Origin of the sequence: Burkholderia sp. WTPI3 (assembly GCF_021483755.1) — a bacterium.
Classification (GTDB): Bacteria; Pseudomonadota; Gammaproteobacteria; order Burkholderiales; family Burkholderiaceae; genus Burkholderia.
In genome coordinates, this window is the sequence record NZ_JAGIXF010000089.1 from 1 (window position 1) to 22,428 (window position 22,428).

22 protein-coding genes are annotated in these 22,428 nt (G+C 69.0%); 8 read left to right on the forward strand and 14 right to left on the reverse strand.

Features of this window, described 5'->3' with window-relative positions; all coding sequences use genetic code 11:
• Positions 1–469 (forward strand): fumarylacetoacetate hydrolase family protein (locus tag J7024_RS30715; RefSeq protein WP_234745733.1); only part of this gene is annotated, 469 nt, incomplete at its 5' end.
• Positions 470–575: 106 nt separating this feature from the next.
• On the opposite strand, the gene J7024_RS30720 is transcribed toward J7024_RS30715, so the two are convergent.
• The 3 genes from J7024_RS30720 to J7024_RS30730 all read right to left on the reverse strand — a co-directional run bounded on the left by J7024_RS30720 (position 576) and on the right by J7024_RS30730 (position 4,802).
• Positions 576–1,787: an MFS transporter gene (locus J7024_RS30720; RefSeq protein ID WP_124825322.1), complete on the reverse strand. Its 1,212-nt coding sequence runs from the start codon at positions 1,785–1,787 to the stop codon at positions 576–578.
• A 238-nt stretch (positions 1,788–2,025) separates the two neighbouring features.
• Entirely contained in the window at positions 2,026–3,630 is a 1,605-nt protein-coding gene (locus J7024_RS30725) for a trypsin-like peptidase domain-containing protein (protein WP_234745734.1), read from the reverse strand.
• Between the two features lie 296 nt (positions 3,631–3,926).
• Positions 3,927–4,802: a LysR family transcriptional regulator gene (locus J7024_RS30730; RefSeq protein WP_124825324.1), complete on the reverse strand. Its 876-nt coding sequence runs from the start codon at positions 4,800–4,802 to the stop codon at positions 3,927–3,929.
• Between the two features lie 140 nt (positions 4,803–4,942).
• Here J7024_RS30730 and J7024_RS30735 point away from each other — a divergent pair, with 140 nt between their 5' ends.
• The gene (locus J7024_RS30735; RefSeq protein ID WP_124825325.1) at positions 4,943–6,196 is read left to right on the forward strand and encodes an MFS transporter; all 1,254 of its coding nucleotides are present in this window, start codon (positions 4,943–4,945) and stop codon (positions 6,194–6,196) included.
• A gap of 234 nt (positions 6,197–6,430) precedes the next feature.
• Here the strand turns inward: J7024_RS30735 and J7024_RS30740 are convergent, their stop codons facing one another.
• From J7024_RS30740 to J7024_RS30755, 4 genes are read right to left on the reverse strand one after another with little or no spacing between them, the layout of a single operon-like run.
• On the reverse strand, positions 6,431–7,648 hold the full coding sequence (locus J7024_RS30740) for a pyridoxal phosphate-dependent aminotransferase (RefSeq protein ID WP_124825326.1): 1,218 nt from the start codon (positions 7,646–7,648) through the stop codon (positions 6,431–6,433).
• On the reverse strand, positions 7,645–8,289 hold the full coding sequence (locus tag J7024_RS30745; RefSeq protein ID WP_175750450.1) for an RraA family protein: 645 nt from the start codon (positions 8,287–8,289) through the stop codon (positions 7,645–7,647). The genes J7024_RS30740 and J7024_RS30745 overlap by 4 nt, the downstream gene beginning before the upstream one ends.
• Before the next feature lie 3 nt (positions 8,290–8,292).
• Positions 8,293–8,973, reverse strand: coding sequence for an RraA family protein (locus J7024_RS30750; protein ID WP_124825328.1), 681 nt, complete (start codon positions 8,971–8,973; stop codon positions 8,293–8,295).
• 27 nt (positions 8,974–9,000) lie between these two features.
• Positions 9,001–9,660 (reverse strand): RraA family protein, encoded by a 660-nt coding sequence (locus J7024_RS30755; RefSeq protein WP_175769922.1) that lies wholly within the window; start codon positions 9,658–9,660, stop codon positions 9,001–9,003.
• Positions 9,661–9,856: 196 nt separating this feature from the next.
• Here J7024_RS30755 and J7024_RS30760 point away from each other — a divergent pair, with 196 nt between their 5' ends.
• Positions 9,857–10,753: a LysR substrate-binding domain-containing protein gene (locus J7024_RS30760; RefSeq protein WP_124825330.1), complete on the forward strand. Its 897-nt coding sequence runs from the start codon at positions 9,857–9,859 to the stop codon at positions 10,751–10,753.
• A 34-nt stretch (positions 10,754–10,787) separates the two neighbouring features.
• On the opposite strand, the gene pdxR is transcribed toward J7024_RS30760, so the two are convergent.
• Positions 10,788–12,260 (reverse strand): MocR-like pyridoxine biosynthesis transcription factor PdxR, encoded by a 1,473-nt coding sequence (gene pdxR, locus J7024_RS30765; RefSeq protein WP_175769921.1) that lies wholly within the window; start codon positions 12,258–12,260, stop codon positions 10,788–10,790.
• A 160-nt stretch (positions 12,261–12,420) separates the two neighbouring features.
• Between pdxR and J7024_RS30770 the strand changes: the two genes are divergently transcribed.
• The gene (locus tag J7024_RS30770; protein WP_175769920.1) at positions 12,421–13,620 is read left to right on the forward strand and encodes a GNAT family N-acetyltransferase; all 1,200 of its coding nucleotides are present in this window, start codon (positions 12,421–12,423) and stop codon (positions 13,618–13,620) included.
• A gap of 24 nt (positions 13,621–13,644) precedes the next feature.
• On the opposite strand, the gene J7024_RS30775 is transcribed toward J7024_RS30770, so the two are convergent.
• Complete coding sequence (locus J7024_RS30775; RefSeq protein WP_124825333.1) at positions 13,645–14,136, reverse strand: DUF3331 domain-containing protein; 492 nt, start codon at positions 14,134–14,136, stop codon at positions 13,645–13,647.
• Between the two features lie 662 nt (positions 14,137–14,798).
• Here J7024_RS30775 and J7024_RS30780 point away from each other — a divergent pair.
• The 3 genes from J7024_RS30780 to J7024_RS30790 all read left to right on the forward strand — a co-directional run bounded on the left by J7024_RS30780 (position 14,799) and on the right by J7024_RS30790 (position 17,630).
• Positions 14,799–15,863, forward strand: coding sequence for a 2,3-butanediol dehydrogenase (locus J7024_RS30780; protein WP_124825334.1), 1,065 nt, complete (start codon positions 14,799–14,801; stop codon positions 15,861–15,863).
• 156 nt (positions 15,864–16,019) lie between these two features.
• Positions 16,020–16,676 (forward strand): VC0807 family protein, encoded by a 657-nt coding sequence (locus J7024_RS30785; RefSeq protein WP_124825335.1) that lies wholly within the window; start codon positions 16,020–16,022, stop codon positions 16,674–16,676.
• An 87-nt stretch (positions 16,677–16,763) separates the two neighbouring features.
• Complete coding sequence (locus J7024_RS30790) at positions 16,764–17,630, forward strand: CPBP family intramembrane glutamic endopeptidase (RefSeq protein ID WP_124825336.1); 867 nt, start codon at positions 16,764–16,766, stop codon at positions 17,628–17,630.
• A 36-nt stretch (positions 17,631–17,666) separates the two neighbouring features.
• On the opposite strand, the gene J7024_RS30795 is transcribed toward J7024_RS30790, so the two are convergent.
• On the reverse strand, positions 17,667–18,647 hold the full coding sequence (locus J7024_RS30795; protein WP_124825337.1) for an aldo/keto reductase: 981 nt from the start codon (positions 18,645–18,647) through the stop codon (positions 17,667–17,669).
• 40 nt (positions 18,648–18,687) lie between these two features.
• Here J7024_RS30795 and J7024_RS30800 point away from each other — a divergent pair, with 40 nt between their 5' ends.
• The gene (locus J7024_RS30800; RefSeq protein ID WP_175759979.1) at positions 18,688–18,903 is read left to right on the forward strand and encodes a hypothetical protein; all 216 of its coding nucleotides are present in this window, start codon (positions 18,688–18,690) and stop codon (positions 18,901–18,903) included.
• Positions 18,904–18,932: 29 nt separating this feature from the next.
• Here the strand turns inward: J7024_RS30800 and J7024_RS30805 are convergent, their stop codons facing one another.
• The 4 genes from J7024_RS30805 to J7024_RS30820 all read right to left on the reverse strand — a co-directional run.
• Positions 18,933–19,604, reverse strand: coding sequence for a MarC family protein (locus J7024_RS30805; protein ID WP_124825339.1), 672 nt, complete (start codon positions 19,602–19,604; stop codon positions 18,933–18,935).
• Positions 19,605–19,734: 130 nt separating this feature from the next.
• Entirely contained in the window at positions 19,735–20,535 is an 801-nt protein-coding gene (locus J7024_RS30810) for an enoyl-CoA hydratase-related protein (protein ID WP_124825340.1), read from the reverse strand.
• Between the two features lie 40 nt (positions 20,536–20,575).
• Entirely contained in the window at positions 20,576–21,898 is a 1,323-nt protein-coding gene (gene paaK, locus J7024_RS30815; protein ID WP_175759977.1) for a phenylacetate--CoA ligase PaaK, read from the reverse strand.
• 58 nt (positions 21,899–21,956) lie between these two features.
• A partial coding sequence (locus J7024_RS30820) for a 3-hydroxyacyl-CoA dehydrogenase family protein (protein ID WP_234745735.1) occupies positions 21,957–22,428 on the reverse strand: 472 nt, incomplete at its 5' end.

Sequence of the window (22,428 nt, forward strand, 5' to 3'; positions counted from 1 at the left end):
CCATCATGAAATCGAGCTGGTCGTCGCGATCGGCAAGGACGGCCGGTCGATCGACCCGGCCGACGCGCTGTCGCACGTGTGGGGCTACGGCGTGGGCGTCGACCTCACGCGCCGCGACCTGCAGGCCGAAGCGAAGAAGCTGAGCCGTCCGTGGGACTGGGCGAAGGGCTTCGACGCGTCGGGTCCCGTGACCGCGCTGCGTCCGGCCACCGCGACCGGCCACCCGGCGAGCGGCCGGATCTGGCTCGACGTCAACGGCGAAACGCGCCAGCAAGGCGATCTCGCGGACATGATCTGGGCCGTGCCCGACGTGATCGCATATGTATCGCGCTCGGTCGAACTGAAGGCCGGCGACCTGATCTTCACCGGCACGCCGGCCGGCGTCGGCGCGCTGCAGCCGGGCGACCGCGTGACGGGCGGCGTCGATGGCGTGGCTTCGTTCGAGTTCGTGGTCGGCACGAAGCCGTAACGCATCCGCAGGCGCGCGCGACGGGCAGCCCATTCAAGGGCCGCCGCGTTGCGCCGCCTGCCGCCAAGCGCTGCGGATCGGCACGCCCTTCGCATGCCGTCGTCGATTACACGTCGTCTTCGCGTGCATCGAACCGGCGCACGCACATGGCGGCCGCGAGCGCGAGCGCGGCGGACAGCAGCATCATGACCAGCGGCGCATAACCCGCGTTGCCGGTCGTCAACACCGCGCCCGTCAACGCCGACAACGCGGCCCCGCCCGCGATCGTCATCGCGCCTGCCAGCCCTGACGCACTCCCGGCCAGTTCCGGCCGCACCGACATCGCGCCGGCATGCGCGCCCGGATTCGACAGCCCGTTGCCGACGCCGATCAGCACGCACGGCCCGAACCACGCGATCGCGTGCGTCGCCCCGCCGAACCACAGCGCGAGCGCGATCACCGGCCCCAGGCACGCGACGACCCGCCCGCACAGGATCGTCGTGGCGAGCGGATAACCGCGCGCGCGCCGCGCGGCGAGGAAACTGCCGCACACGAACCCTGCCGTGACCGCCCCCATGCAGACACCGATCTCCGCCGGCGGAAGGCCGAACACCGTTTTCGCGGCGAGCGGCGCGCCGGCCAGGAACGCGTAGAACGTCCCCGTCGAAAACGCCATGCAGAGCGCATAGGCCCAGAAGCGGCGCGCATGCAGCAACGCCGGATACGCGCGAAGCTGACGCGCGAGCGACGACGACCGGTTCGTATGGGTTTCGACGAGATCGAACGCGCACCAGCCGAGCAACGCCATCCCGGCCGCGCCGAGCAGCCAGAAGCTCGCGCGCCAGCCGGCCGTCTGATCGAGCGCGCCGCCGAGCGTCGGGCCTAACATCGGCGCGAACGCGGCCGCCATCGCCGCATAGCCGATCCGGCTTGCCGCCCGCGCACCGCCGCCGGTATCGCGAATCGTCGCCATCGACACCGGATAGACCGACGTGATCGCCGCCTGCATCAGCCGGCAGCCGAGAAACACGCGGATATCGGTCGCCATCGCGCAACCGAGCGAGCCGATCGTAAACACGCCGACGCTCGTCAGCACGACCGGCCGCCGCCCGAACCGGTCCGACAGCGGCCCCATCACGCACTCCAGCGACGCGGCCACCGCCGCGTAACCGCCGAGCGAAAGCGCGACCGTCGCGTAGCCGGCGCGCAGGTCGCGCGCGATCGCCGGCAGCGACGGCAGGAACAGGCTCAACGGCAGCACCGAGAACGCGCACAAGAAAAGCAGCGTCACGTGTCGCGGCGCAGCCGGTTCGGAAGCGATCGGCAGGTTCGATTGCAAGCGGATGCCCTCCGCGCACGCGCCGCATGGCCGTGCGCAACGCAAAAAAAACCCCCGAACCAGTCGGGGGCGCATGGGTGCCGGCGCGGTGCCGCTACCGGACCCTGCGCCTGTGTACTACTACGATGAAGCTTGCCGTTTTCATGTCCATTTTCATGCCGGATGGCTCCTGAATGCCCGAGTCACGGGCGACGATGTCGAACGATGGTAGGCGCATGACGCAGCCCGCGTCAACGCCCTATCTCGCATGCACCGACACGAACTTGCGCGCGTTGTCGCGCTGGATCAGCACCGCGATCACGCTGCCGCCGTTCGCTTCGAGTGTCTGCACGTCGTCCGGCGTTTCGAGCAGCGTGTCGTTGAGTTCGAGGACGACGTCTCCCGGCCGGATCCCCGCACTCGCCGCCGGGCCGTGCACCGCGTCGACCATCATTCCGACCGCGAGCCCCGTCGAGCGCCGTTCATCGTCGCTCAGCGGGTGCATCGTCAGCCCGAGGCGATCGCCGCCGTCGGCCGGCCGTGCGGCCGCCGCGGCTACACCGGCCACACCGGCCACACCGGCCACACCGGCAGCACCCGCAGCACCCGCAGCGCCGGCCGCGCCAGCGCTGCCCGCGGCGGCGGCGTTGCCGATCGCATCGCCCGCCGCCGTGACCGACAGCACCATCGGCACGCGGTTGCGGACGAGCCGCAGCGGCACCTTCCCGCCGGGCGGCAACGCAGCGGCCAGGTCGTTGAGCTCGGCCGACCGGCCGATCGGCTTGTCGCCGAACCGCACGATCACGTCGCCGGGCTTCACGCCGGCCGCGGCGGCCGGCGAACCGGGATCGACGCCGTTGACGAGCGCGCCTGCCGGACGCGGCAGGCCGAACGCGGCGGCCAGACCGATGCCGACGTCCTGCACGTCGACGCCCAGCGCGTTGCCGGACGACGCGCGCTGGGCCTGCGCATCGGCCCGCATCTGCGCCTGGACCTGCGCGCGCACCTTCGCCGCGAGCGCGATCGGAATCGCGAACGTCATGCTCGCGTAGCGGTTGGCGCCCGTGTACACCTGCACCGCGATGCCGATCACGTCGCCCGCCCGGTTGAACACGGGGCCGCCGGAATTGTCGGGATTCACCGCGATATCGGTCTCGAAGAACGGAAACACGCCGCCATCGGGCAACGCATGCGACGTCGCGCTGACGATGCCGGCCGTTACCGTGTTGCCCGAGCCGTCCGGCGCGCCGATCGTCATCACCGGCTCTCCCGCGCGCACCCGCGACGAATCGCCGATGCGCACGAAAGGCAGCTTCGCCGCGTCGGCGTGCAGCACAGCGACGTCGCTCTGCGGATCGACGGCCAGCACCGTCGCCTTGAATTCGCGGCGGTCGGTGAGCCGCACCGTCACGTCGCTCGCATCGCCGACCACATGCGCGGATGTCAGGATCAGCCCGTCGGCGCTGACGATGAAGCCCGAGCCGCTGCCGGACACCGCGCGCGGCGACGTGTCGGGCGCCGGCGCCTGCGGCCCCTGGGTCGACGGCGGCGGTGCGCCGCGCCGGAAGAACGCGGCGATCGGATCGTCGGGATCGAGGATCGCGAACGACGGGCCTGCCGCCTGCTGGTCGGGAGCGGCGGTCATGATGGTCACGACCGCCGGGCCGTAGCGGTCGACGATCGCGGGGAAGTCGACCGGCATCGAGTAAGGCGGCGTGGCCGGTCGAGCCTTCGCGAGGGGCGGTGTGGCGGGCGGCGCGGCGGTCGCGGCAACGGTGGGCGGCAGGGACGACAAAAAGCCGGCGAACACGCCCCCGATCAACGCGGTGCGAAGCACGGCGCGAGCAAGCGTCTGGCGAACCACGGTGCACCTCCCCCGGCAGTCGCGCGACGCCCGGCGCGAGACGCGCGGACGCCCGACAAGCACCGGTACACGCTCCATTTATAGTCCACGCCGCATCGCCGAACATACGAATCGAAACCCGGATGCCGGGTGGCCGCGCGACCGGGAAGCCGCGACAGCGGGCATTCCGGACAAAGTGGGCGATTCGTCAATCCGAATATTCACCGCGGGTCGCATCCGGTCCATCGACGAAATGGGCAACGAGCGGCCAGCCTCATTCGGCGTTCACGCGAGTCGATGGAAATCGCCAAGCCGCACTACCACGCCAGCGTCAGAAAATTACGCACCACCGCCGACGGATCATCGCGTCGCGACGCAATCGCAAGCCGCGCGCGCAGGCCATGGCCCGCGACCGGCCGATACACGACGCCCGCGACCTGCACCTGCGTGATCGCCTTCGGCACGATCGACACGCCGAGGCCGGCCGCGACGAGCGTCACCGCCGATGCGATTTGCGGTGCCGGCTGCGCCATGCGCGGCTGGAAGCCGGCCGCATTGCATGCGGCGACGATGTCGTCGAACAGCGCGCTGCCCGCTTCGCGCGGCACCTGGACGAACGCTTCGTCGACCAGTTCCGCCAGATCGATCCGGCGCCGCTGCGCCAGCCGATGCGCGACGGGCAGCGCGACGAACATCGGCTCCTCGTCCCAGTCCGCCGCCAGCAACGTGTCGGCGATGCGACGCTCCGGACGCACGATCGCCACGTCGAGCCGCCCGGCTTCCAGCGCCTCCAGCAGCACGCCGGAAGTCGCTTCCTGCAACGTCAGTTCCGTGTCCGGAAACGCTTCGCGAAAGCGGCGAATCAGGTCGGCCACTTTCGAATTGAACGCCGCCGTGCCGGTGAAGCCGACCCGCAGCTGCCCGATTTCGCCGCGTGCGGCCCGCCTGGCCGCCCGCGCCGCGCGCTCCGCATCGTCGAGCACGCGCCGCGCCTCTTCCGCGAACACCTCTCCCGCGACAGTCAGCTCGGCACCGCGCGCGGTCCGCTTGAACAGCTCGACGCCCAGCTCGCTCTCGAGCGCCTTGATCTGCTGGCTCAGCGGCGGCTGCCCCATGCCGAGCGCTTCCGCGGCCTTGGTGAAGTTCGACGCGGCGGCCACGGCCAGGAAGTAGCGGAGATGTCGGAGTTCCATGCGCGATGTGATCCCGGGGTCAACGGAAACGGCTTCACAGCCAGATGCGAAACGTATCGCAACGGTTCATTTCATATATTGGACATATGTTTGACCATGCGCAAGAATCCGGGTATTCCCTAGCACATCGGGTGCATACCATGTCCTCTCCTGCGATTTCGCCTGCCGCCGCGCGCATCCCGAACGCGACGGCCGATGCGCTGCCCGCCGGCGTGTCGCCGCGCTCGGCAGCTTACAAGCGCATCGCGCTGGCGCTGTTCCTTGCCGGCTTCTCCACCTTCTCGCTGCTGTACTGCGTCCAGCCGTTGCTGCCCGCGTTCGCGCGCGAATTCAACATCGGCGCAGCGTCGAGTTCGCTGTCCCTGTCGCTGTCGACCGGGATGCTGGCCCTCTCGATCCTGTGCGCCGGCGCATTGTCCGAGCGCGTCGGGCGACGCGGGCTGATGTTCGCGTCGATGACGCTCGCCGCGCTGTTCAACCTGCTCGCGGCGATTTCGCCGAGCTGGAACCTGCTGCTGGTCTGGCGCGCGCTCGAAGGCTTCGCGCTCGGCGGCGTGCCGGCGGTCGCGATGGCCTATCTTGCGGAAGAAATCGCGTCCGAAGGGCTGGGGCTATCGATGGGGCTGTACGTCGGCGGGACCGCATTCGGCGGCATGATCGGGCGAATCGGGATGAGCGCGCTCGAAGAGTATTTCTCGTGGCGGACCGCGATGCTGACGATCGGCGTCGTCGATCTGCTCGCCGCGATCGCATTCGTGATGCTGCTGCCGCAATCGCGACGCTTCGTGAAGCGCACCGACCTGACGCTGCGTCACCACTTGCGGCTGTGGAGCGCGCAATTGCATCACGCGCGGTTGCCGTTCGTGTTCGCGATCGGCTTTCTCGTGATGGGTTCGTTCGTGACCGTCTACAACTATGCGGGGTTCCGGCTCACGGCGGCACCGTTCAACCTGAGCGCAACGGCGTGCGGGCTGATCTTCGGCGCATACCTGTTCGGGATGGTTTCGTCGTCGAGCGCGGGCGCGCTCGCCGATCGCCTCGGACGGGCACCGGTGCTCGTGAGCGGCATTCTCGTGTTCGCGGCCGGCCTCGCGCTGACGCTGTCGCATTCGCTCGTGACAATCGTCGTCGGAATCGTGCTGATCACGATCGGCTTCTTCGTCGCCCATGCGGTCGCGAGCGGCTGGGTCGGGCATCTTGCCGGTTCCGCGAAGGGGCACGCCGCGTCGCTCTACCTGCTCGCGTATTACCTCGGGTCGAGCGTGCTCGGCTCGGCCGGCGGCACGTTCTGGCAACACGGTGCGTGGAACGCCGTCGTCGTGTTCGTCGCGGTACTGCTCGTGCTCAGCCTGGTGGCCGCGCATCGGATCATTCGGGCCGAACGGGTGCGGTAAGTTCGATGGACTCCCGATCGGGCTCCCCGGCACGCTGACATCCGATCTTTCGAGGTGGCAAGCCATCGTGGCCACCTCGCGCGCTTCTCCAGCGGATCCCGCCAGTATGGTGCAGCGTCATCCGTCGATCGCCGCCCGTTTCGGGCACGTTCTGCGTCAGTGCGACTGAAGGAATCGCCGGCCTCGACGCGACACGCGCGACCGAGGCGGGACGCAGATGCCGGACAACGGCGCTCAGCCCGCCAGCGTCCGGCAGAATTCCTGGACCGCGGCGCACGCGCGCAGCAGCGACTTGTCGTCCAGCGCGTAGGCAATCCGGATGTACGGGCCCAGCCCGAAAGCGCTGCCATGCACGGTCGCCACGCCCGCTTCGTCGAGCAACGCGTTTACCACGTCCTCGTCGCTATCGAGGCGCGTACCCGCGCGTGTCGTCTTGCCGATCAATGCCTCGCACGACGCGAACACATAGAACGCGCCCTGCGGGACGTCGCATCGCAGACCCGACGCCCGATTGAGTTGCCCGACGACCAGATCGCGGCGGCGCTCGAACGCGGCGCGGGAATCCGCGATGAAATCCTGCGGGCCCGTCAACGCGGCCAGCGCCGCGTGCTGCGAAATCGTCGAAGCACCGGACGTCTGTTGCCCCTGCAGCTTCTCCATCGCATCGATCAGCCACCGCGGGCCCGTGCCGAAACCGATGCGCCAGCCGGTCATCGCATATGCCTTCGACACGCCGTTCATCGTCAGCACGCGCTCGCGCAGTCGCGGTTCGACCTGCGCGATCGTGAAGAACGCGATGCCGTCGAAGATCAGGTGTTCGTAGATGTCGTCGGACAGCACCAGCACATGCGGATGCGCGAGCAGCACGTCGGCGAGCGCCTGCAGTTCCGCACGGCTGTACACCGCGCCGGTCGGATTGGATGGCGAGTTGAGGATCAGCCACCGCGTGCGCGGCGTGATCGCCGCACGCAGCGCATCCGGCGTGAGCTTGAAGCCGCTCTCCGCCCCGCTCGCGATCGTGACGGACCGGCCGCCGCACAGCTGCACGATCTCCGGATAGCTGACCCAGTACGGCGCCGGGACGATCACTTCGTCGCCCTCGTTCAGCGTGGCGGCCAGCGCGTTGAAGATCACCTGCTTGCCGCCGCTGCATACGAGCGTGTCGTGCCAGTCAACGTCCAGCCCGTTCTCGCGGCGGAACTTGTCGGCGATCGCCTCGCGCAGCGCGCGCAGCCCGGCCACCTGCGTGTAACGCGTGTAGCCTGCGCGGATCGCGGCGATACCGGCTTCACGCACGTGCTCGGGCGTGTCGAAATCCGGCTCGCCGGCACTCAGCGAAATCACCTCGGCGCCGCTTGCGCGCCGGGCGGCCACGCGATCCATCACCTTGTAGGTCGCCGACGGGCGAGCGGCGGCGAGGAAGCGGTTCAGCGTATCGATCGGCGCGTTCATTGCCCGTTCCTCCAGTGCGTCAGCCCCATCAGCTCGAGCGTGCTGTGCCCTTCGCGCAATGCGTCCATCATCTTCGCTTCCTTGTCGGCGCGCGCCTGCCCGTCGGCCAACGTCGCTTCGACGTATACGGCGGGAATCACGAGCACGCCGTCGTCGTCGGCCACGACCAGATCGCCGGCCGCCACCGGCGTTCCCGCGAAGCTGATCGGCTGCCCGACCGACGGCGCGCTCGCCTTGATCGTGCCGCGCATCGACACGCCACGCGTGAACACGGGGAAACGGCGGGCCACCAGCGCCGCGATGTCGCGCACGCCGCCGTCGATGATCAGGCCGGCCACGCCTGCCGCTTCCGCCGCCACCGTCAGCACCTCGCCCCAATAGCCGGACACGAAGCCGCCGGTCGACACGACGAGCACGCTGCCGCGCGGTGCCCTCTCCATCGCGATGTGGATCGCGAGGTTGTCGCCGGGCGAACATTCGAGCGGATACGCGGGGCCGGCGATCGACGCGCCCGGCCACACCGTGCGAATGGCCGGATCGACCGAGCTGGTGGCGACACCCGACGCTTCGTGAAGCGTCGACGTGCCGAGTTTGCAGGCCTGCTCGAGCAGCGCCGCATCATACGTCCGGGTCGGGTTCATCGTTCAGGCCTTGCTTTGCAGTGTGTGATAGCCCAGCGCCGCGCGCGCGTCGCCCAGCGTCTTGCCCTGCGCGATCTGTTCACGGATGCGCGATTCGACTGCTTCGATCTGGCGAGCAACCCGGGCCACTTCCCGCGCACGGCCGCGCGGCACGATCACGACGCCGTTCGCATCCGCGACGACGATGTCGCGCGCCGCCACGCGCACGGTGCCGATCCCGACCGTCGCGTTCACCGCTTCGACCTGCACGCGATCCTTGCCGGTCCGCATGAAGCGACCCGCGGTGAACAGCGGATAGTTGTCGCCCAGCGCCTTGTTCACGTCGCGGCACACGCCGTCGATCACGGTGCCCGCGATGCCGTGCAGCCCCGCGTACTGGGTCATGATGTCGCCCCACACCGTGCAGTCGGTGCGGCCGTCGTTGTCGATCACGACGACATCGCCTGACGCGACGTCGTCGATGAAGTCGCCGACGGTGCCGGGCGGCACGCTGGCCGGTACGTACTTGACCGTGAATGCGGGGCCGACGACGGCCTTCGTGTAATCGGCCAGCGGCATGATGCCGAGCGCCTGTCCGTGCAGCCCGAGCTTGTCCATCGCGTCCGACACGCCGGGCGTATCGAGACCTTCGAACAGCGCGACCAGCTCCTGGTCGTCGGCCGCGGCCTTGTGTGAATTCGTCATGTCAAATGCTCCGTATGAGGTCGGCGTTCAGCGCACCGCAATGGCTTCGAATTCCTTGTCGTGCATTACGTCGGCGACCGGGCGGCCGGCGCGCACGGCGGCGACCATCCCGGCCTGCCGCGTCCCGATCCGCTCGCCGAGATCGAGCACGTCGTCGATACGCGCGGCCGGCACGAACACCGTGCCGCAACGGTCGGCAATCACGTAGTCATCCTGATTAACCGTCACGCCGGCCATCTGCACTGGCGTGCCGGACAGGATCTGCACCACGCGGTTGCGTGCGCTGATCATCGTGACGCCGCGCCCGTACACCGGATAACCGACCGCTTCGCTGCCCTCGATGTCGCGGCTCCAGCCGTCGATCACCGAGCCGCGAATCCGCTTCGCGGTCGCCGCATTGGCCAGGATGTCGCCCCAGCAGGAAATGCCGTCGGTACCGCCGGCAATCACCAGTACGCGGTCGTCCGTCGTGACTGCATCGACAACCGGCGAAATCAGGTGCACCGTCGGCTTGGCATCGGTCTTCGGACCGAGCTGGATGGTGCTGGCACGCCCGACGACCTTCGGGCAGTTCCACAGCGGACGCAGGCCGACCGTCGCGCCGGGCAGGCCGAGAAAGTCGAGTGCATCGGATACGGTGTTCGTGTCGAGCGATGCAAGGCGCTCGAGAATGGAAGGCTGGTTCATCACGCTGATCCCGGTTGACAAGTGCGGCAATCGTCGCCTCGGCAGCGTGGTATGTAAATTTCGTATTTCGTATCTGCGTGATACGATTTACGGATCACTGAAAGCGTGGCTCGCGGCAGGGCCAGCCCCCATCATGGCGCGCCGCAGCGCCCGCCCCGCCGCCGCTTGCGTGCTATCTCGTCCTGGGTGCCCCGCCATGAACAACACGATCGACTACCGGCTGATTCGGCAGCTGTGGATGTTTCTCGCCGTCGCCGAGGAACAGCATTTCGGGCGGGCGGCGAAGCGGCTGAACATGTCGCAGCCGCCGTTGACCGAACAGATCAAGGTGCTCGAGCAATCGCTGAAGATCCAGTTGTTCTACCGCTCGCGACAAGGGACGCAACTGAGCCCGGCGGGCGCCGCGATCCTGCCGGCTGTCAGGCAATTCGCCGGTCAGGCCGAACGGCTGCAACGCGTCGTGCGCGAGGTCGCGGCCGGCCAGTCCGGCGTGCTGCATGTCGGCGCGATCACGTCCGCGATGCTCGATACCGTTCCGCCGCTACTGGACGCACTCAAGCGCGCGCATCCGAACCTGACCGTGTTCGTCAACGAGATCGACAGCGTCGACGCGATTCCGGCGCTGGAGGCCGGCGAGCTCGATCTCGCGTTCGCGCGCGTCGACGGCGAGGTCGCGAACGGCATCGCGACGATGCCGCTGGCCGAGGACCGGCTGGCCGTCGCGCTGCCGCGGGAACATCCGCTGGCCGCCATGTCGACAGTGCGGCTGCGCGCGTTGATGGACGAGCCGCTGATCATGTCGTCGCGGCAAGTCAGCCCGGTCTACTTCGACATGCTGACATCCGTCTGCCGCACGCACGGACTGACGCCGCGCGTGATTCACGAAGTGCGTTCGGTGACGTCGCAGGTTGCCTACGTCGGCTGCGGTCAGGGCGTGGCGCTCGTGCCGGCCTCGATGCGCAAGCTCGCGCCGGAGAACGTCGTCGTCCGGCCGTTGAAGGAAAAGATAATGGTCGTGACGGCCGCCGCGGTATGGAACACGAACCGGCATCACCCGATGGTCGATGAAGCGCTCGAGATGCTGAAGAAGTAGCGGGTAGCGGCGATCGACGCACGCTGCGCCCGTCTCAATCTCCCGCGACCCGGTGCGCGATCGCCGACAGCGTCCGCAGCATCGGCGCGAACGCATCGGCCGACGTATTGCCGAACCCGAGCACGAGCCCGTTGGCCGCCGACGTCGCATGGATCGAAAACCCCGACAGCGGGAACGGCCCGATGCCGTGCGAGCACGCCGTCTCGACGATCGCACTGTCGCGATAGCGCGCCGGCAAGCGCAGCGCCAGATGGAGGCCGCACGGCCCGCCCTCGACCTGATGCGGCACGCTGAATGCTTCGTCGAGCGCGGCGAGCAGCGACCGCCGACGGTCGCGATACAGCCGGCGCATCCGCCCGAGATGCCGCCCGTACTCCCCCGTCTCGATGAAATCGGCAAGCGCAAGCTGCACGTGGCGCGTGCCGCCGCGCAGCATCTCCGGCAGTGCCGGCCGCACCGCGGCCAGCAACGCGTCGGGCAGCACCAGAAAGCCGATTCGCAGCGCCGGGAACATCGTCTTGCTGAACGAGCCGAGATAGACGACCGGCGAATCGGCCGCGAGCCCGTGCAGCGCGCCGATCGGCTCGCCGGTGTGGCGGAACTCGCTGTCGTAATCGTCTTCGACGATCCATGCGCGATGCCGGCGCGCGGCGTCGATCAGCGCGAGACGGCGCGAGATCGACAGCACCGCGCCGGTCGGGAACTGGTTCGACGGCGTCGTATAGACGAGCCGCGGCGTCCGTTCTCGCCAGTCGGCGTCTTCCGCGCGCAGCCCCTCCGCGTCGACCGGCATCGGCACGACGTCGAGGTCGGCCGCCTGCATCGCGCTGCGCGCGCCGCGATAGCCGGGCTCCTCCACCCAAACCGTGTCGCCGGGGTTCGTCAGCAACTGCGCGCACAGCGCGATCGCGCCCTGCGCGCCTTCCGTGATCACGATCTGCTCGGGATCGCAGCGCACGCCGCGCGTCACGGCCAGATGGCGCGCGATCGATTCGCGCAGCGCGCGCTCGCCGAGCGGATCGCCGTACGCCAGCAGGTCGCGGCCCTCGCGGCGCAACGCGCGGTCGATCGCGTGCCGCCACGCGTCCACCGGGAAATGCGACAACGCGGGCACGCCCGGCCGGAAACCCTCCGACTCGCCGGTGCCGATCAGGCTCGGACGGATCCGCCCGAGCCGCTGCGCGACAGCCGGCGGTGCCGCCCGGCGACGCGGCGCGGCCGGCCGCGACAGCCCGACCACCCGCGTGCCGCGACGATCGGATTGCAGGAAGCCTTCGGCGACGAGTTGCTCGTAGACGGCCGCCGTCGTGTTGCGCGACACGCCGAGCGTCTCGGCCAGCGCGCGCGTGCCGGGCAATCGCGTACCGGCCGGCATCGCGCCGCCGAGAATCGCGTCGCGCACGCGGCGCAGCAACTGGCGCTGCAGCGAAGGCGCACCGGCCGTGCGCGCGAGTGGCGCGTCGAGCGGCAACAGCGGCGCGGCGCCGGAAGGAAAGGCAGTCGTCATCGGGATATCGCGGCGTGAAAGTCTCGGGCATGGCGCCATCATGGCCCCATCGTGGCACCATAAATTCAGCGCAGTCTGGCGCTTCTCATGGTACCTCGCCAGGACTACGATCGTCTGCATGCCGGCATGTCGCCGGCCGCCAACCGAAGCGAGATCGACCTTGTCCACGCTCACCAACGCCTTCCAGCAGCCCATCGGCCACCCTGTTCCGGACTGGTCCGCCCGCCCGCGCCCCGAGCGCATCGTGATCGAAGGCCGCTACTGCCGGCTCGAACCGCTCGACGCCGACCGCCACGCGTCCGACCTGTATGCCGCGTACGCGCAGGCGCCCGACGGCGCCGACTGGACCTATCTTGCGCACGGCCCGTACGCCGACGAGTCGGGCTACCGCGACTACGCGCGCGGCGCGGCGGCGAGCACCGATCCGCTGCACTACACGGTGATCGACCGTGCGACGAACCGCGCGGTCGGCACGCTCGCGCTGATGCGCATCGATCCGGCCAACGGCGTGATCGAGGTCGGCTCCGTCACGTTCTCGCCGCTGCTCAAGCGCACGCCGATCTCGACAGAAGCGCAGTACCTGCTGATGAAGTACGCGTTCGACACGCTCGGCTACCGGCGCTACGAATGGAAGTGCGACGACCTAAACGAGCCGTCGCGCAAGGCGGCCGCGCGGCTCGGTTTCCGTTACGAAGGCACGTTCCGGCAGGCGATCATCTACAAGGGCCGCAACCGCGACACCGCGTGGTTCTCGATCATCGACGGCGAATGGCCGGCCGTGCGGGCCGCGTTCGAAACCTGGCTCGCACCGGAGAACTTCGATGCGCAAGGCGTGCAGCGCGAGTCGCTCGTCGCGATCCGTCACGCGCAGGCGCAGGCCCGCGATGCGGCCGGCCGCGCGAAGGACGCGACGCGCGTCACGGTCCGCCCGCTCGTCGCCGCCGACGAAGCCGCATGGCGCCCGCTGTGGCAGGGTTATCAGAAGTTCTACGAGACCGCGCTGAGCGACGCCGTGTTCGCGACCACGTGGGCACGGCTGATGGATCCCGCCGAGCCGATGTTCGTGCTCGGTGCATTCGATGCGTCGGGGACGCTGATCGGAATCGTGCACGCGATCTACCACCGCTCGTGCTGGACGGAAGGGCCGTACTGCTACCTGCAGGACCTGTTCACGGCGGCCGACGCACGCGGACAAGGCGCGGGCGGCGCACTGATCGAGGCCGTATACGAGCGGGCCCGCGAAGCCGGCGCGAGCCGCGTGTACTGGCTCACGCACGACACCAACACGACCGCCCGCGCGCTGTACGACAAGCTCGCGAACAACGCGGGGTTCATCCAGTACCGGAAGGATCTCAAGTAACGCGCAACCGCGGCCGGCCGGCGTTCAGCCTGCCACGTCGGCGGGATCCGTCGCGTCGTGGTCCGGCTCCGGCACGCCGGCCCGCGCGGCACCGCCCAGGCCCGGCACCGACGCCGGGCAGATCATCTCGTCGCCGTTCGCCGGCACGGGCCGCCGCACCGGCCGGAACACCGGCTCGCCCGGCTCGATCGGCCGTCCGGAGATCGCGCAGCGGCCGGGCATCAGCGCCACGCGCAATCGCCACCGCTGCTCGCCGTAGTGACAGCGCCCGCTCTCGACCCAGCGCACGAGCAGGCCCTCTTCCCCCGCCTCGAGCACCGTGACGAACAGTTGCGGACGCAACGGCGACCGTGCCGCTGCGGCGTGTTTGGGCGCGGGTTCGCTGTCGAACGCCATGCAGGCCGCTGGAGATCCGGGATCGTCTCCGGGCCGTCGCATCGGGTCGTGCGCGCCGGATGCCGACACAACACACGACAGGTCTTCTTCGCAGATCAGGCTATCCATGGTGTCAGGCATGCTTGACGAGTGGTTTCAAGTGAATGGCGCCGCGCCTGGCGCCGTTCCCGCGGTACGTGCAGCAGCGCGGGCCGAGCGGGCAACTCAACGCGCGGACGTTCGCGCCAATCCCCTTCCGACGTTCAACGCGGATGCGACGCTCGCGGCGGCGGCACGACAAGCCCGGCGACAACCGGCAAGCCAGTCACGCCCACCTCCGTTGCCACCGCCGCGCGCCGAACGCGATCGCACCGTCGCAAATGATACAAATTGAAGTTGACTTCAAGTAAAGGGGAAACTTGCGCAACAATGCGTTTCGCCGATCGAGGCAATCGATCGGTACGCCCACGCGTGCCGCACGCCCCATGCGTCTCGCAATTCGTCTCATATCGGTGAGACGAATGTCCCGCCGTCTCACTGGAACCGGGTTTTCGCAAGCGCAGCAAATTCGATGTGCAATTTCGCGCCGGCCGCCGACGATAGCCGTCAGCCAGCCCGCTGCATTGCACACGAAACACCTTGATTCGCTGCCGCCCGGCCCCGCATTCATGCTGGCCCCGTTCCTGCATATCGGTCGCTCGCGCAATCGCGCGACGGACGCAGCGGCCCCCTCGCCCCGCGCCCGACGACAACCTGACGGAGACAGCAACGTGAGTACACCGGCACCGAACACCGCACCGAGCATGAAGGCCGCCGTCTGGCGCGGCCGCCGCGACATCCGCGTCGAAGAGGTTCCCGTTCCGGCGCACCCGCCGGCCGGGTGGGTCCAGATCCGCGTGCACTGGTGCGGGATCTGTGGCTCGGATCTGCACGAATACGTCGCGGGGCCCGTGTTCATTCCCGTCGACGCCCCGCATCCGCTGACGGGCCTGAAGGGCCAGTGCATCCTCGGTCACGAATTCAGCGGCGAAATCGCGGCGCTCGGCGCGGGCGTGACCGGCTTCGCGCCCGGCGACCGCGTGACGGCCGACGCCTGCCAGCATTGCGGCAAGTGCTGGTATTGCACGCACGGGCTGTACAACATCTGCGAGAACCTCGCGTTCACCGGCCTGATGAACAACGGCGCATTCGCCGAATACGTGAACGTGCCGGCCGAACTGCTGTACCGGTTGCCGGAGAACTTCCCGACCGAAGCCGGCGCGCTGATCGAGCCGCTCGCGGTCGGGCTGCATGCCGTGAAGAAAGCCGGCAACATCGTCGGTCAGACGGTCGTCGTGGTCGGCGCGGGCACGATCGGCCTGTGCACGATCATGTGCGCGAAGGCCGCGGGTGCCGGACGCGTGATCGCGCTGGAAATGTCGGCCGCGCGCAAGCAGAAGGCGCTCGAGGTCGGCGCAACGGCCGTGATCGACCCGAAGTCGTCCGACGCGATCGCGGAGGTCAAGGCACTGACGGGCGGCTACGGCGCCGACGTGTCGTTCGAGTGCATCGGGCACACGACCACCGCGAAGCTCGCGATCGACGTGATCCGCAAGGCCGGCAAGTCGGTGATGGTCGGCATCTTCGAGGAGCCGACGTCGTTCAACTTCTTCGACATCGTGTCGACCGAGAAGGAAGTGATCGGCTCGCTCGCGTACAACGGCGAATTCGCGGACGTGATCCGCTTCATCGCGGACGGCCGCATCGACGTGCAGCCGCTGATCACCGGACGCATCGCGCTCGGCGACATCGTCACGCACGGCTTCGAGGAGCTGGTCAACCACAAGGACCGGAACGTGAAGATCATCGTCCAGCCCGCAACCGCATGACGCGTGCGTGACGGGTACGCCGGCCGCCCCGGCCGGCGTGCGTCCGCGCCCGTTGTCGATGCGCGCGCAACGGCAGGCTCCGCCACACTCGGGGTCCGACTTCGATATACTCGAATCGACATCACCGCTACGCGCGCCACCCGCGCGCCCGCTCCCGTGAAACCACGAGCCGGCCTGATTCTCGAACTCGTCGTCAACCTGCTGCTGCCCTGGGTCGCCTACCGGGTCGCGCATCCGTATGTCGGCGAAACCGGCGCGCTGTACGCGTCGGCGGTTCCGCCGATCGTCTGGTCCATCGTCGAGTTCATCCGCTCGCGCCGCATCGACGCGGTCGCTGCCGTCGTGCTGCTCGGCATCGCGCTGTCGATCGCCGGGATGGCGCTTGGCGGCAGCGCGCGCACGCTGCTGATGCGCGAATCGCTCGCGTCCGGCTCGATCGGCGTCGCCTTCCTGCTGTCGCTGTTCCGCGACCGTCCGCTGATCTTCTATCTCGCACGCGCGACGGTGGCCCGCGAGATGGCCGGCGGCGCCGCGCGTTTCGAGACGGTCTGGGCCGAGCAGCCCCAGCTGCGCCGGATGCTCCGGCTGATGACGTTCGTCTGGGGCGGGTGCATGACGCTGGAAATGCTGCTGCGCCTGTGGATGGTCATCACCTGGCCCGTCGAGCGCGTGCTCGTCGTGTCGCCGATCATCGGCTACACGGTGTTCGGCGCCCTGCTGCTGTGGACCTTCTGGTATCGGCGGCGGGTACGCGAGCGCAATAGCGTCGACATCCCGACCCGCGACGGCGCGACCGAAATCGTCGGCCGCTGAGCGCCGCCCCGGCGTGCGCGGCCGGACGGTATGTCGCGGTCGCTACGGTATGATGCGCGGCGTCTCGTCCGACGAATGCCCCGCCCCATGTCCCTTTCGCTTCTCCCGAGCGCCACGATCTGGCTCGCCCTGTTCGCGGCCGCCGCGCTCGCGTGGCATCGTCCGCTGCACGGGCCGGGCATCGCGCTCGCTGCGCTCGGCTATGCCGGTGCGCTGGCGTTCGGCTCGCTGTCGCCCGTCGTGCTGGCACCGCTCGCGCTGCTCGCGGCCGCCGCCTGGGGCGTCGCGCCCGGCCGCCCGCTCGCGGTTCGCATCGCCGCCCACCTCGGGTTTGCCGCGCTCGTGATCGCGCTGAGCCTGCACCTGATCCCCGGCTTCCACAATCCGCGCGTGATCGAACCGACGCGGTTCACGCCGGATGCGGTGCCGTTCACGATGTACCTGAATTTCGACAAGCCGCTCGTCGGCCTGTGGCTGCTGTGGGTGCTGCCGTGGGTCGCGCCCGACGTCCCGCTGTCGCGCGTGCTGCGCACCGGCGCCGTGGCGGCCGCAGGGACCGCGGCGGCCTGCCTGGCCGGCGCGCTTCTGTTCGGGATGGTCGGCTGGGCACCGAAATGGCCGGCGTCGGGCTGGATATGGCTCGTCAACAATATGCTGCTCGTGACGCTCGCCGAAGAAGCGCTGTTCCGCGGCTACGTGCAAGGCGGGCTGACGCGCATCCTCAGCCGTTTCGCGTGGGGGCCGTGGGCCGCGCTGGCGATCGGCGCGGTGCTGTTCGGCGCCGCGCACGCAGCCGGCGGCTGGCCGTGGATCGTGCTCGGCACGATGGCCGGTGTCGGCTACGGCCTCGCGTGGCGACGCGGCGGCCTACTCGCGGCCGCGCTCGCGCATGCGGGGCTGAACGTCATCCACTTCGGGCTGTTCACCTACCCGATGCTCGCCGCCGCGCGCTGAACACCGCGCGCAGCGGCCAACTCCCGCCGGCGTCGCTCAGTTGAACCCCGCCACCGCGTGCGGCACGTACGGGCCTTCGAGCGCCGCGATTTCGTCGTCTGTCAGCTTCAACCGCAGTGCGCCGAGCGCGTCGTCCAGGTGGTGCGGCTTCGAGATGCCGACGATCGGCGCGGTCACGCCGCGCTTGTGCGCGACCCACGCGAGCGCAACCTGCGCACGCGGCACGTTGCGCGCGGCGGCGATCGCCGCGACCGCGTCGACGACCGCCCGGTCGGCATCGGCCGTCGCATCGTACAGCCGCTGGCCAACGTCGTCGCTCTGCTGCCGCCCCGTCGATTCGTCCCAGTTGCGCGTGAGCCGGCCGCGCGCGAGCGGGCTCCACGGAATCACCGCGACACCCTCGGCTTCGCACAGCGGCAGCATTTCCCGTTCCTCCTCGCGATACAGCAGGTTCAGGTGGTTCTGCATGCTGACGAAGCGGGCCCAGCCGTTCTGCTTCGATGTATACAGCGCCTTCGCGAACTGCCACGCGAACATCGACGACGCGCCGATATAGCGCGCCTTGCCCGCCTTCACGACGTCGTGCAGCGCCTCGAGCGTCTCCTCGATCGGCGTGCCGTAATCCCAGCGGTGAATCTGGTACAGATCGACGTAGTCGGTGCCGAGCCGCTTCAGGCTCTGGTCGATGTCGGTCATGATCGCCTTGCGCGACAGCCCCGCGCCGTTCGGCCCCGGGCGCATCCGGTAGAACACCTTGGTCGCGATCACCACCTCGTCGCGCTTCGCGAAGTCGCGCAGCGCACGGCCGACGATCTCTTCGGACGTGCCGTCCGAATACATGTTCGCGGTGTCGAAGAAGTTGATGCCGGCCTCGATCGCGCGCTGGATGATCGGGCGGCTTTCCGCTTCCGGCAGCGTCCACGGATGCGTACCGCGCGTCGGCTCGCCGAACGTCATGCAACCCAGCACCAGCTTCGACACGTCCATCCCGGTCGACCCGAATTTCACGTATTCCATTGCACGCCTCGTCATTGAAGTTGGGTTTGCGGCCGGATGCGTGACGCGCTTCGGCGCACCGGGCATAAACGGTGCGGCACGCATCCGCCAGACGTCGCATGGTATCGCGCGGCGCGCCAACGCGTATGGCTTGCCGCTGGGCCTGCTGCTCGGCAAGGTTGCGCTGACCAACGCGAACCGCAAGCTCGACGCGCTCAGGCACGACTTCGACGGCTGGGCCGACGTGCCGCGCGGCGCCGACTATCCCGACGCGTAGCGCCGGGCCGCGAATCGCAGGACGACCGGTTACTTGATCTGGTCGGCGAGCGGCTGCAGGAATTCGGAGAAGCCGGTCAGCATGATCTGCACGCCGATGCACAGCAGCAGGAACGCCGACACGCGCTTCGCGACCTTGGTGCCTTCGCTGCCGAGGTAGCGCGACAGCAGCGCGGAGCGGCTGTAGACCTGCCAGATCACGATCGCAACCAGTACGGAGACGGTGACCGATACGATGCTCGACAGCATGAACTCCGACAGCTTGTGCGTGCGGTTCGCATTCAGCGCGATCGCGGTCGCGATCGAGCCGGGGCCGACCGTCAGCGGCATGGTCAGCGGGAAGAACGCGCGCGTCATGATCGCGTTCGCGTCGATCGGCTTCACGGGCGTGTCGCCGCCGCCCGGGCCGTCCGGCTCGTTGAGCATCTGCCAGCCCGCCACGGCAACCGCGAAACCGCCGCCGATCCGCAGCGCTTCCATCGAGATCCCGAAGAAATGCAGCACCGGCGTGCCGGCGAAGAATGCGACCAGCAGCACGATGAACGCGTTGAACGCGACCTTCTTCGCGAGCAGGTTCCGCTCGTGCTCGGTCAACGCCTCGGTGCGTTCGAGAAACAGGAACGCAATGCCGATCGGGTTGATGATGCCGATCAGGCCGGTGAAGCCGAACAGGATCTCGGAGATAAGGCGGTTGACGATCATCGAAGCGAAGCAACGGTCAGGGCTGGGCCGGCGGGGCGCCGGGGGTCACGCATTGTAGAGCAAGCGCCGGCGCCCGAGACGCAAATCGCGGCCCGCGCGCAACACGCCCGCCGCACGCCGCTGCCGCGCGTTATTCCGCGCCCGGCTCCCATGCCGGCGGCCGCTTCGCGAAGAACGCGGCGAAGCCCTCCTTCGCCTCCGGCGTCGCCCGCACGCGGGAGATCGTTTGTGCGGTGAAGGCCGCGCGTTCGTCCGACGGCGGATACTCGCCGATCGCGTCGAAAAAGCGCTTGATCTCCATCAGCGCGTTCGGGCCGTTGCGGCTCAGCTCGGCGAGCGTCTTGTCGAGCGCTTCGTCGAGTGCGTCGAGCCGCACGGCCTGATGAATCAGCCCGATCGCGACGGCTTCGCCGGCCGCGAGCTGCGTCGCGGTCAGCGCGAGCCGGCGCGCCTGGCGCTGGCCGACCGCCTCGACCAGATACGGGCCGATCACCGACGGCAGAATCCCGAAACGCGCCTCGCTCACCGAAAAGCGCGCGTGATCGCTCGCGATCACGATGTCGCAGGCCGCACACAGGCCGACGCCGCCGCCGAACGCGTGGCCCTGCACGCGCGCAACCGTCGGCTTCGGGCACTGCCGGATCGCGCGCATCATCGCGGCGAACCGTTCCGCGTCGCGCAGGTTCGCGGCCGCATCGTTCGCGCTCGCACGCTGCATCCATTGCAGGTCGGCGCCCGCGCAGAACGCGCGGCCGTCCGAGCGCAGCACGATCGCGCGCACGTCGTCGCGCCGGCCGAGCGTCGTGAACGCGTCGGTCAGCTCGGCAATCATCGTCTCGTCGAACGCGTTGAGCACGTCGCCGCGCTGCAGCGCGACAGTCGCAATGCCGCGCGCATCGACGGCGACGGCCAGGGTCTTCAATCCATCCATCGAACAGGTTTCCTCGGGGTAGAACAGGGAACGGACGCGCTCAGGCCACATGCCGGCGGTCGATCACGCGGCGCGCCTTGCCGGTCGCGCTGGCCGGAATGCCGCCCGCCGCGAGCACCGTCACGCCGGCCGACACGCCGATCATCGTCTTGATCCGGTGCTGCAACTCACGCGCGATTGCCGCACGCTCGCCGTCGGTCACGCATGCGACGGCCTCGGAACGCAGTTCGACCGCGAGATCGAGCCGGTCCATGTGGCCGTCGCGCGAGATCGTGATCTGGAACTGCCCCGACAGCTTCGGTTGCGCGACCACGATCTCCTCGATCTGGCTCGGGAACACGTTCACGCCGCGCACGATCAGCATGTCGTCGGAGCGCCCCGTGATCTTCGCGAGCCGGCGCATCGCGCGCGCGGTCGGCGGCAGCAGCGCGGTGAGGTCGCGCGTGCGGTAGCGGATCACCGGCATCGCTTCCTTCGTCAGGGACGTAAACACCAGCTCGCCTGCACTGCCGTCGGGCAGCACTTCGCCGGTCACGGGATCGATGATCTCCGGATAGAAATGGTCTTCCCAGATCACCGGGCCGTCCTTCGTCTCGACGCATTCGCACGCGACGCCCGGGCCCATCACTTCCGACAGCCCGTAGATGTCTAGCGCGTCGATGCCCACGCGCGTCTCCACCTCCTCGCGCAGCGCCTGCGTCCACGGCTCGGCGCCGAAGATGCCGATCTTCAGCGACGACGCTGCCGGGTCCATCCCCTGCCGCACCATCTCGTCGATCAGGTTCAGCATGTACGACGGCGTGACGAGGATGATCTTCGGCTCGAAATCGCGGATCAGCTGCACCTGCTTCTCGGTCTGGCCGCCCGACACCGGCACGACCATGCAGCCGAGCCGTTCCGCACCGTAGTGAATCCCGAGGCCGCCCGTGAAGAGCCCGTAGCCGAACGCGTTGTGCAGCGTGTCGCCCGGGCGGCCGCCGGCCGCGCGGATCGAACGCGCGGTCACGTTCGCCCACGTGTCGATGTCGCGCGCCGTGTAGCCGACCACCGTCGGCTTGCCCGTCGTGCCGCTCGACGCATGCACGCGCACGACCTGCTCGCGCGGCACCGCGAAGAGCCCGAACGGGTAGTTGTCGCGCAGGTCGTTCTTGGTCGAGAACGGGAATTTCGCGAGATCGGCGAGCGTCTTCAGATCCTCGGGATGCACGCCCGCAGCGTCGAACGTCCGGCGATAGTGCGCAACGTTGTCGTACGCGTGGCGCAGCGACCATTTGAGGCGCTCGAGCTGCAGCGCCTGCAGTTCGTCGCGGCTGGCGGTCTCGATCGGGTCGAGCGCGGCGGCAGGATGCGTCGGGTGAGTCATCGGGGTGCTCCTCCAGTGGAGTGATGTCGTTGTCGTAATCGGGGTGGCGCGCCGGCGGCTAGCGGAAGGTGCGGCCGGCTGCGTGCAGCGCGGCCATGCGCGGCGACACGCGGTAGCGGTCCTCGCCGTAGCTCGCCGCAAGGTTCGACAGCACGCGATGCACGCGGCCGATGCCGATCGCATCGGCCCACGCGAGCGGGCCGCACGGGTAGTTCACGCCTTTTTCCATCGCGAGATCGAGATCGGCGGGCGAGCACACGCCCTGGTTGACCGTGTCGGCCGCCTCGTTCGCGAGCATCGCGACGGTGCGCATCGCGACCATTCCCGGCACGTCGGCGATGCCGACGACACGGAAACCCGCTTGCTGGAACAGGCCGACCGCATCCGCATACGCCGCGTCGCTGCACTGCAGCGCGCGCGTGAGCGCGACGAGCCCGGCCTGTGCGTACTCGCGCGCGAGATCGACCAGCACGAGATCGGCCCCGCCCGTTTGCGCGGCCCGCACCGGCGCGGGGCCACCGCCGCGCAGC

Bases quoted from the DNA above. Each gene is read 5' to 3' on its own strand.
- J7024_RS30730 (WP_124825324.1), bottom strand. From the start codon at position 4,802: ATGGAACTCCGACATCTCCGCTACTTCCTGGCCGTGGCCGCCGCGTCG.
- J7024_RS30735 (WP_124825325.1), top strand. From the start codon at position 4,943: ATGTCCTCTCCTGCGATTTCGCCTGCCGCCGCGCGCATCCCGAACGCG.
- J7024_RS30740 (WP_124825326.1), bottom strand. From the start codon at position 7,648: ATGAACGCGCCGATCGATACGCTGAACCGCTTCCTCGCCGCCGCTCGC.
- J7024_RS30745 (WP_175750450.1), bottom strand. From the start codon at position 8,289: ATGAACCCGACCCGGACGTATGATGCGGCGCTGCTCGAGCAGGCCTGC.
- J7024_RS30750 (WP_124825328.1), bottom strand. From the start codon at position 8,973: ATGACGAATTCACACAAGGCCGCGGCCGACGACCAGGAGCTGGTCGCG.
- J7024_RS30755 (WP_175769922.1), bottom strand. From the start codon at position 9,660: ATGAACCAGCCTTCCATTCTCGAGCGCCTTGCATCGCTCGACACGAAC.
- J7024_RS30760 (WP_124825330.1), top strand. From the start codon at position 9,857: ATGAACAACACGATCGACTACCGGCTGATTCGGCAGCTGTGGATGTTT.
- pdxR (WP_175769921.1), bottom strand. From the start codon at position 12,260: ATGACGACTGCCTTTCCTTCCGGCGCCGCGCCGCTGTTGCCGCTCGAC.
- J7024_RS30775 (WP_124825333.1), bottom strand. From the start codon at position 14,136: ATGCCTGACACCATGGATAGCCTGATCTGCGAAGAAGACCTGTCGTGT.
- J7024_RS30780 (WP_124825334.1), top strand. From the start codon at position 14,799: ATGAAGGCCGCCGTCTGGCGCGGCCGCCGCGACATCCGCGTCGAAGAG.
- J7024_RS30790 (WP_124825336.1), top strand. From the start codon at position 16,764: ATGTCCCTTTCGCTTCTCCCGAGCGCCACGATCTGGCTCGCCCTGTTC.
- J7024_RS30795 (WP_124825337.1), bottom strand. From the start codon at position 18,647: ATGGAATACGTGAAATTCGGGTCGACCGGGATGGACGTGTCGAAGCTG.
- J7024_RS30805 (WP_124825339.1), bottom strand. From the start codon at position 19,604: ATGATCGTCAACCGCCTTATCTCCGAGATCCTGTTCGGCTTCACCGGC.
- J7024_RS30810 (WP_124825340.1), bottom strand. From the start codon at position 20,535: ATGGATGGATTGAAGACCCTGGCCGTCGCCGTCGATGCGCGCGGCATT.
- paaK (WP_175759977.1), bottom strand. From the start codon at position 21,898: ATGACTCACCCGACGCATCCTGCCGCCGCGCTCGACCCGATCGAGACC.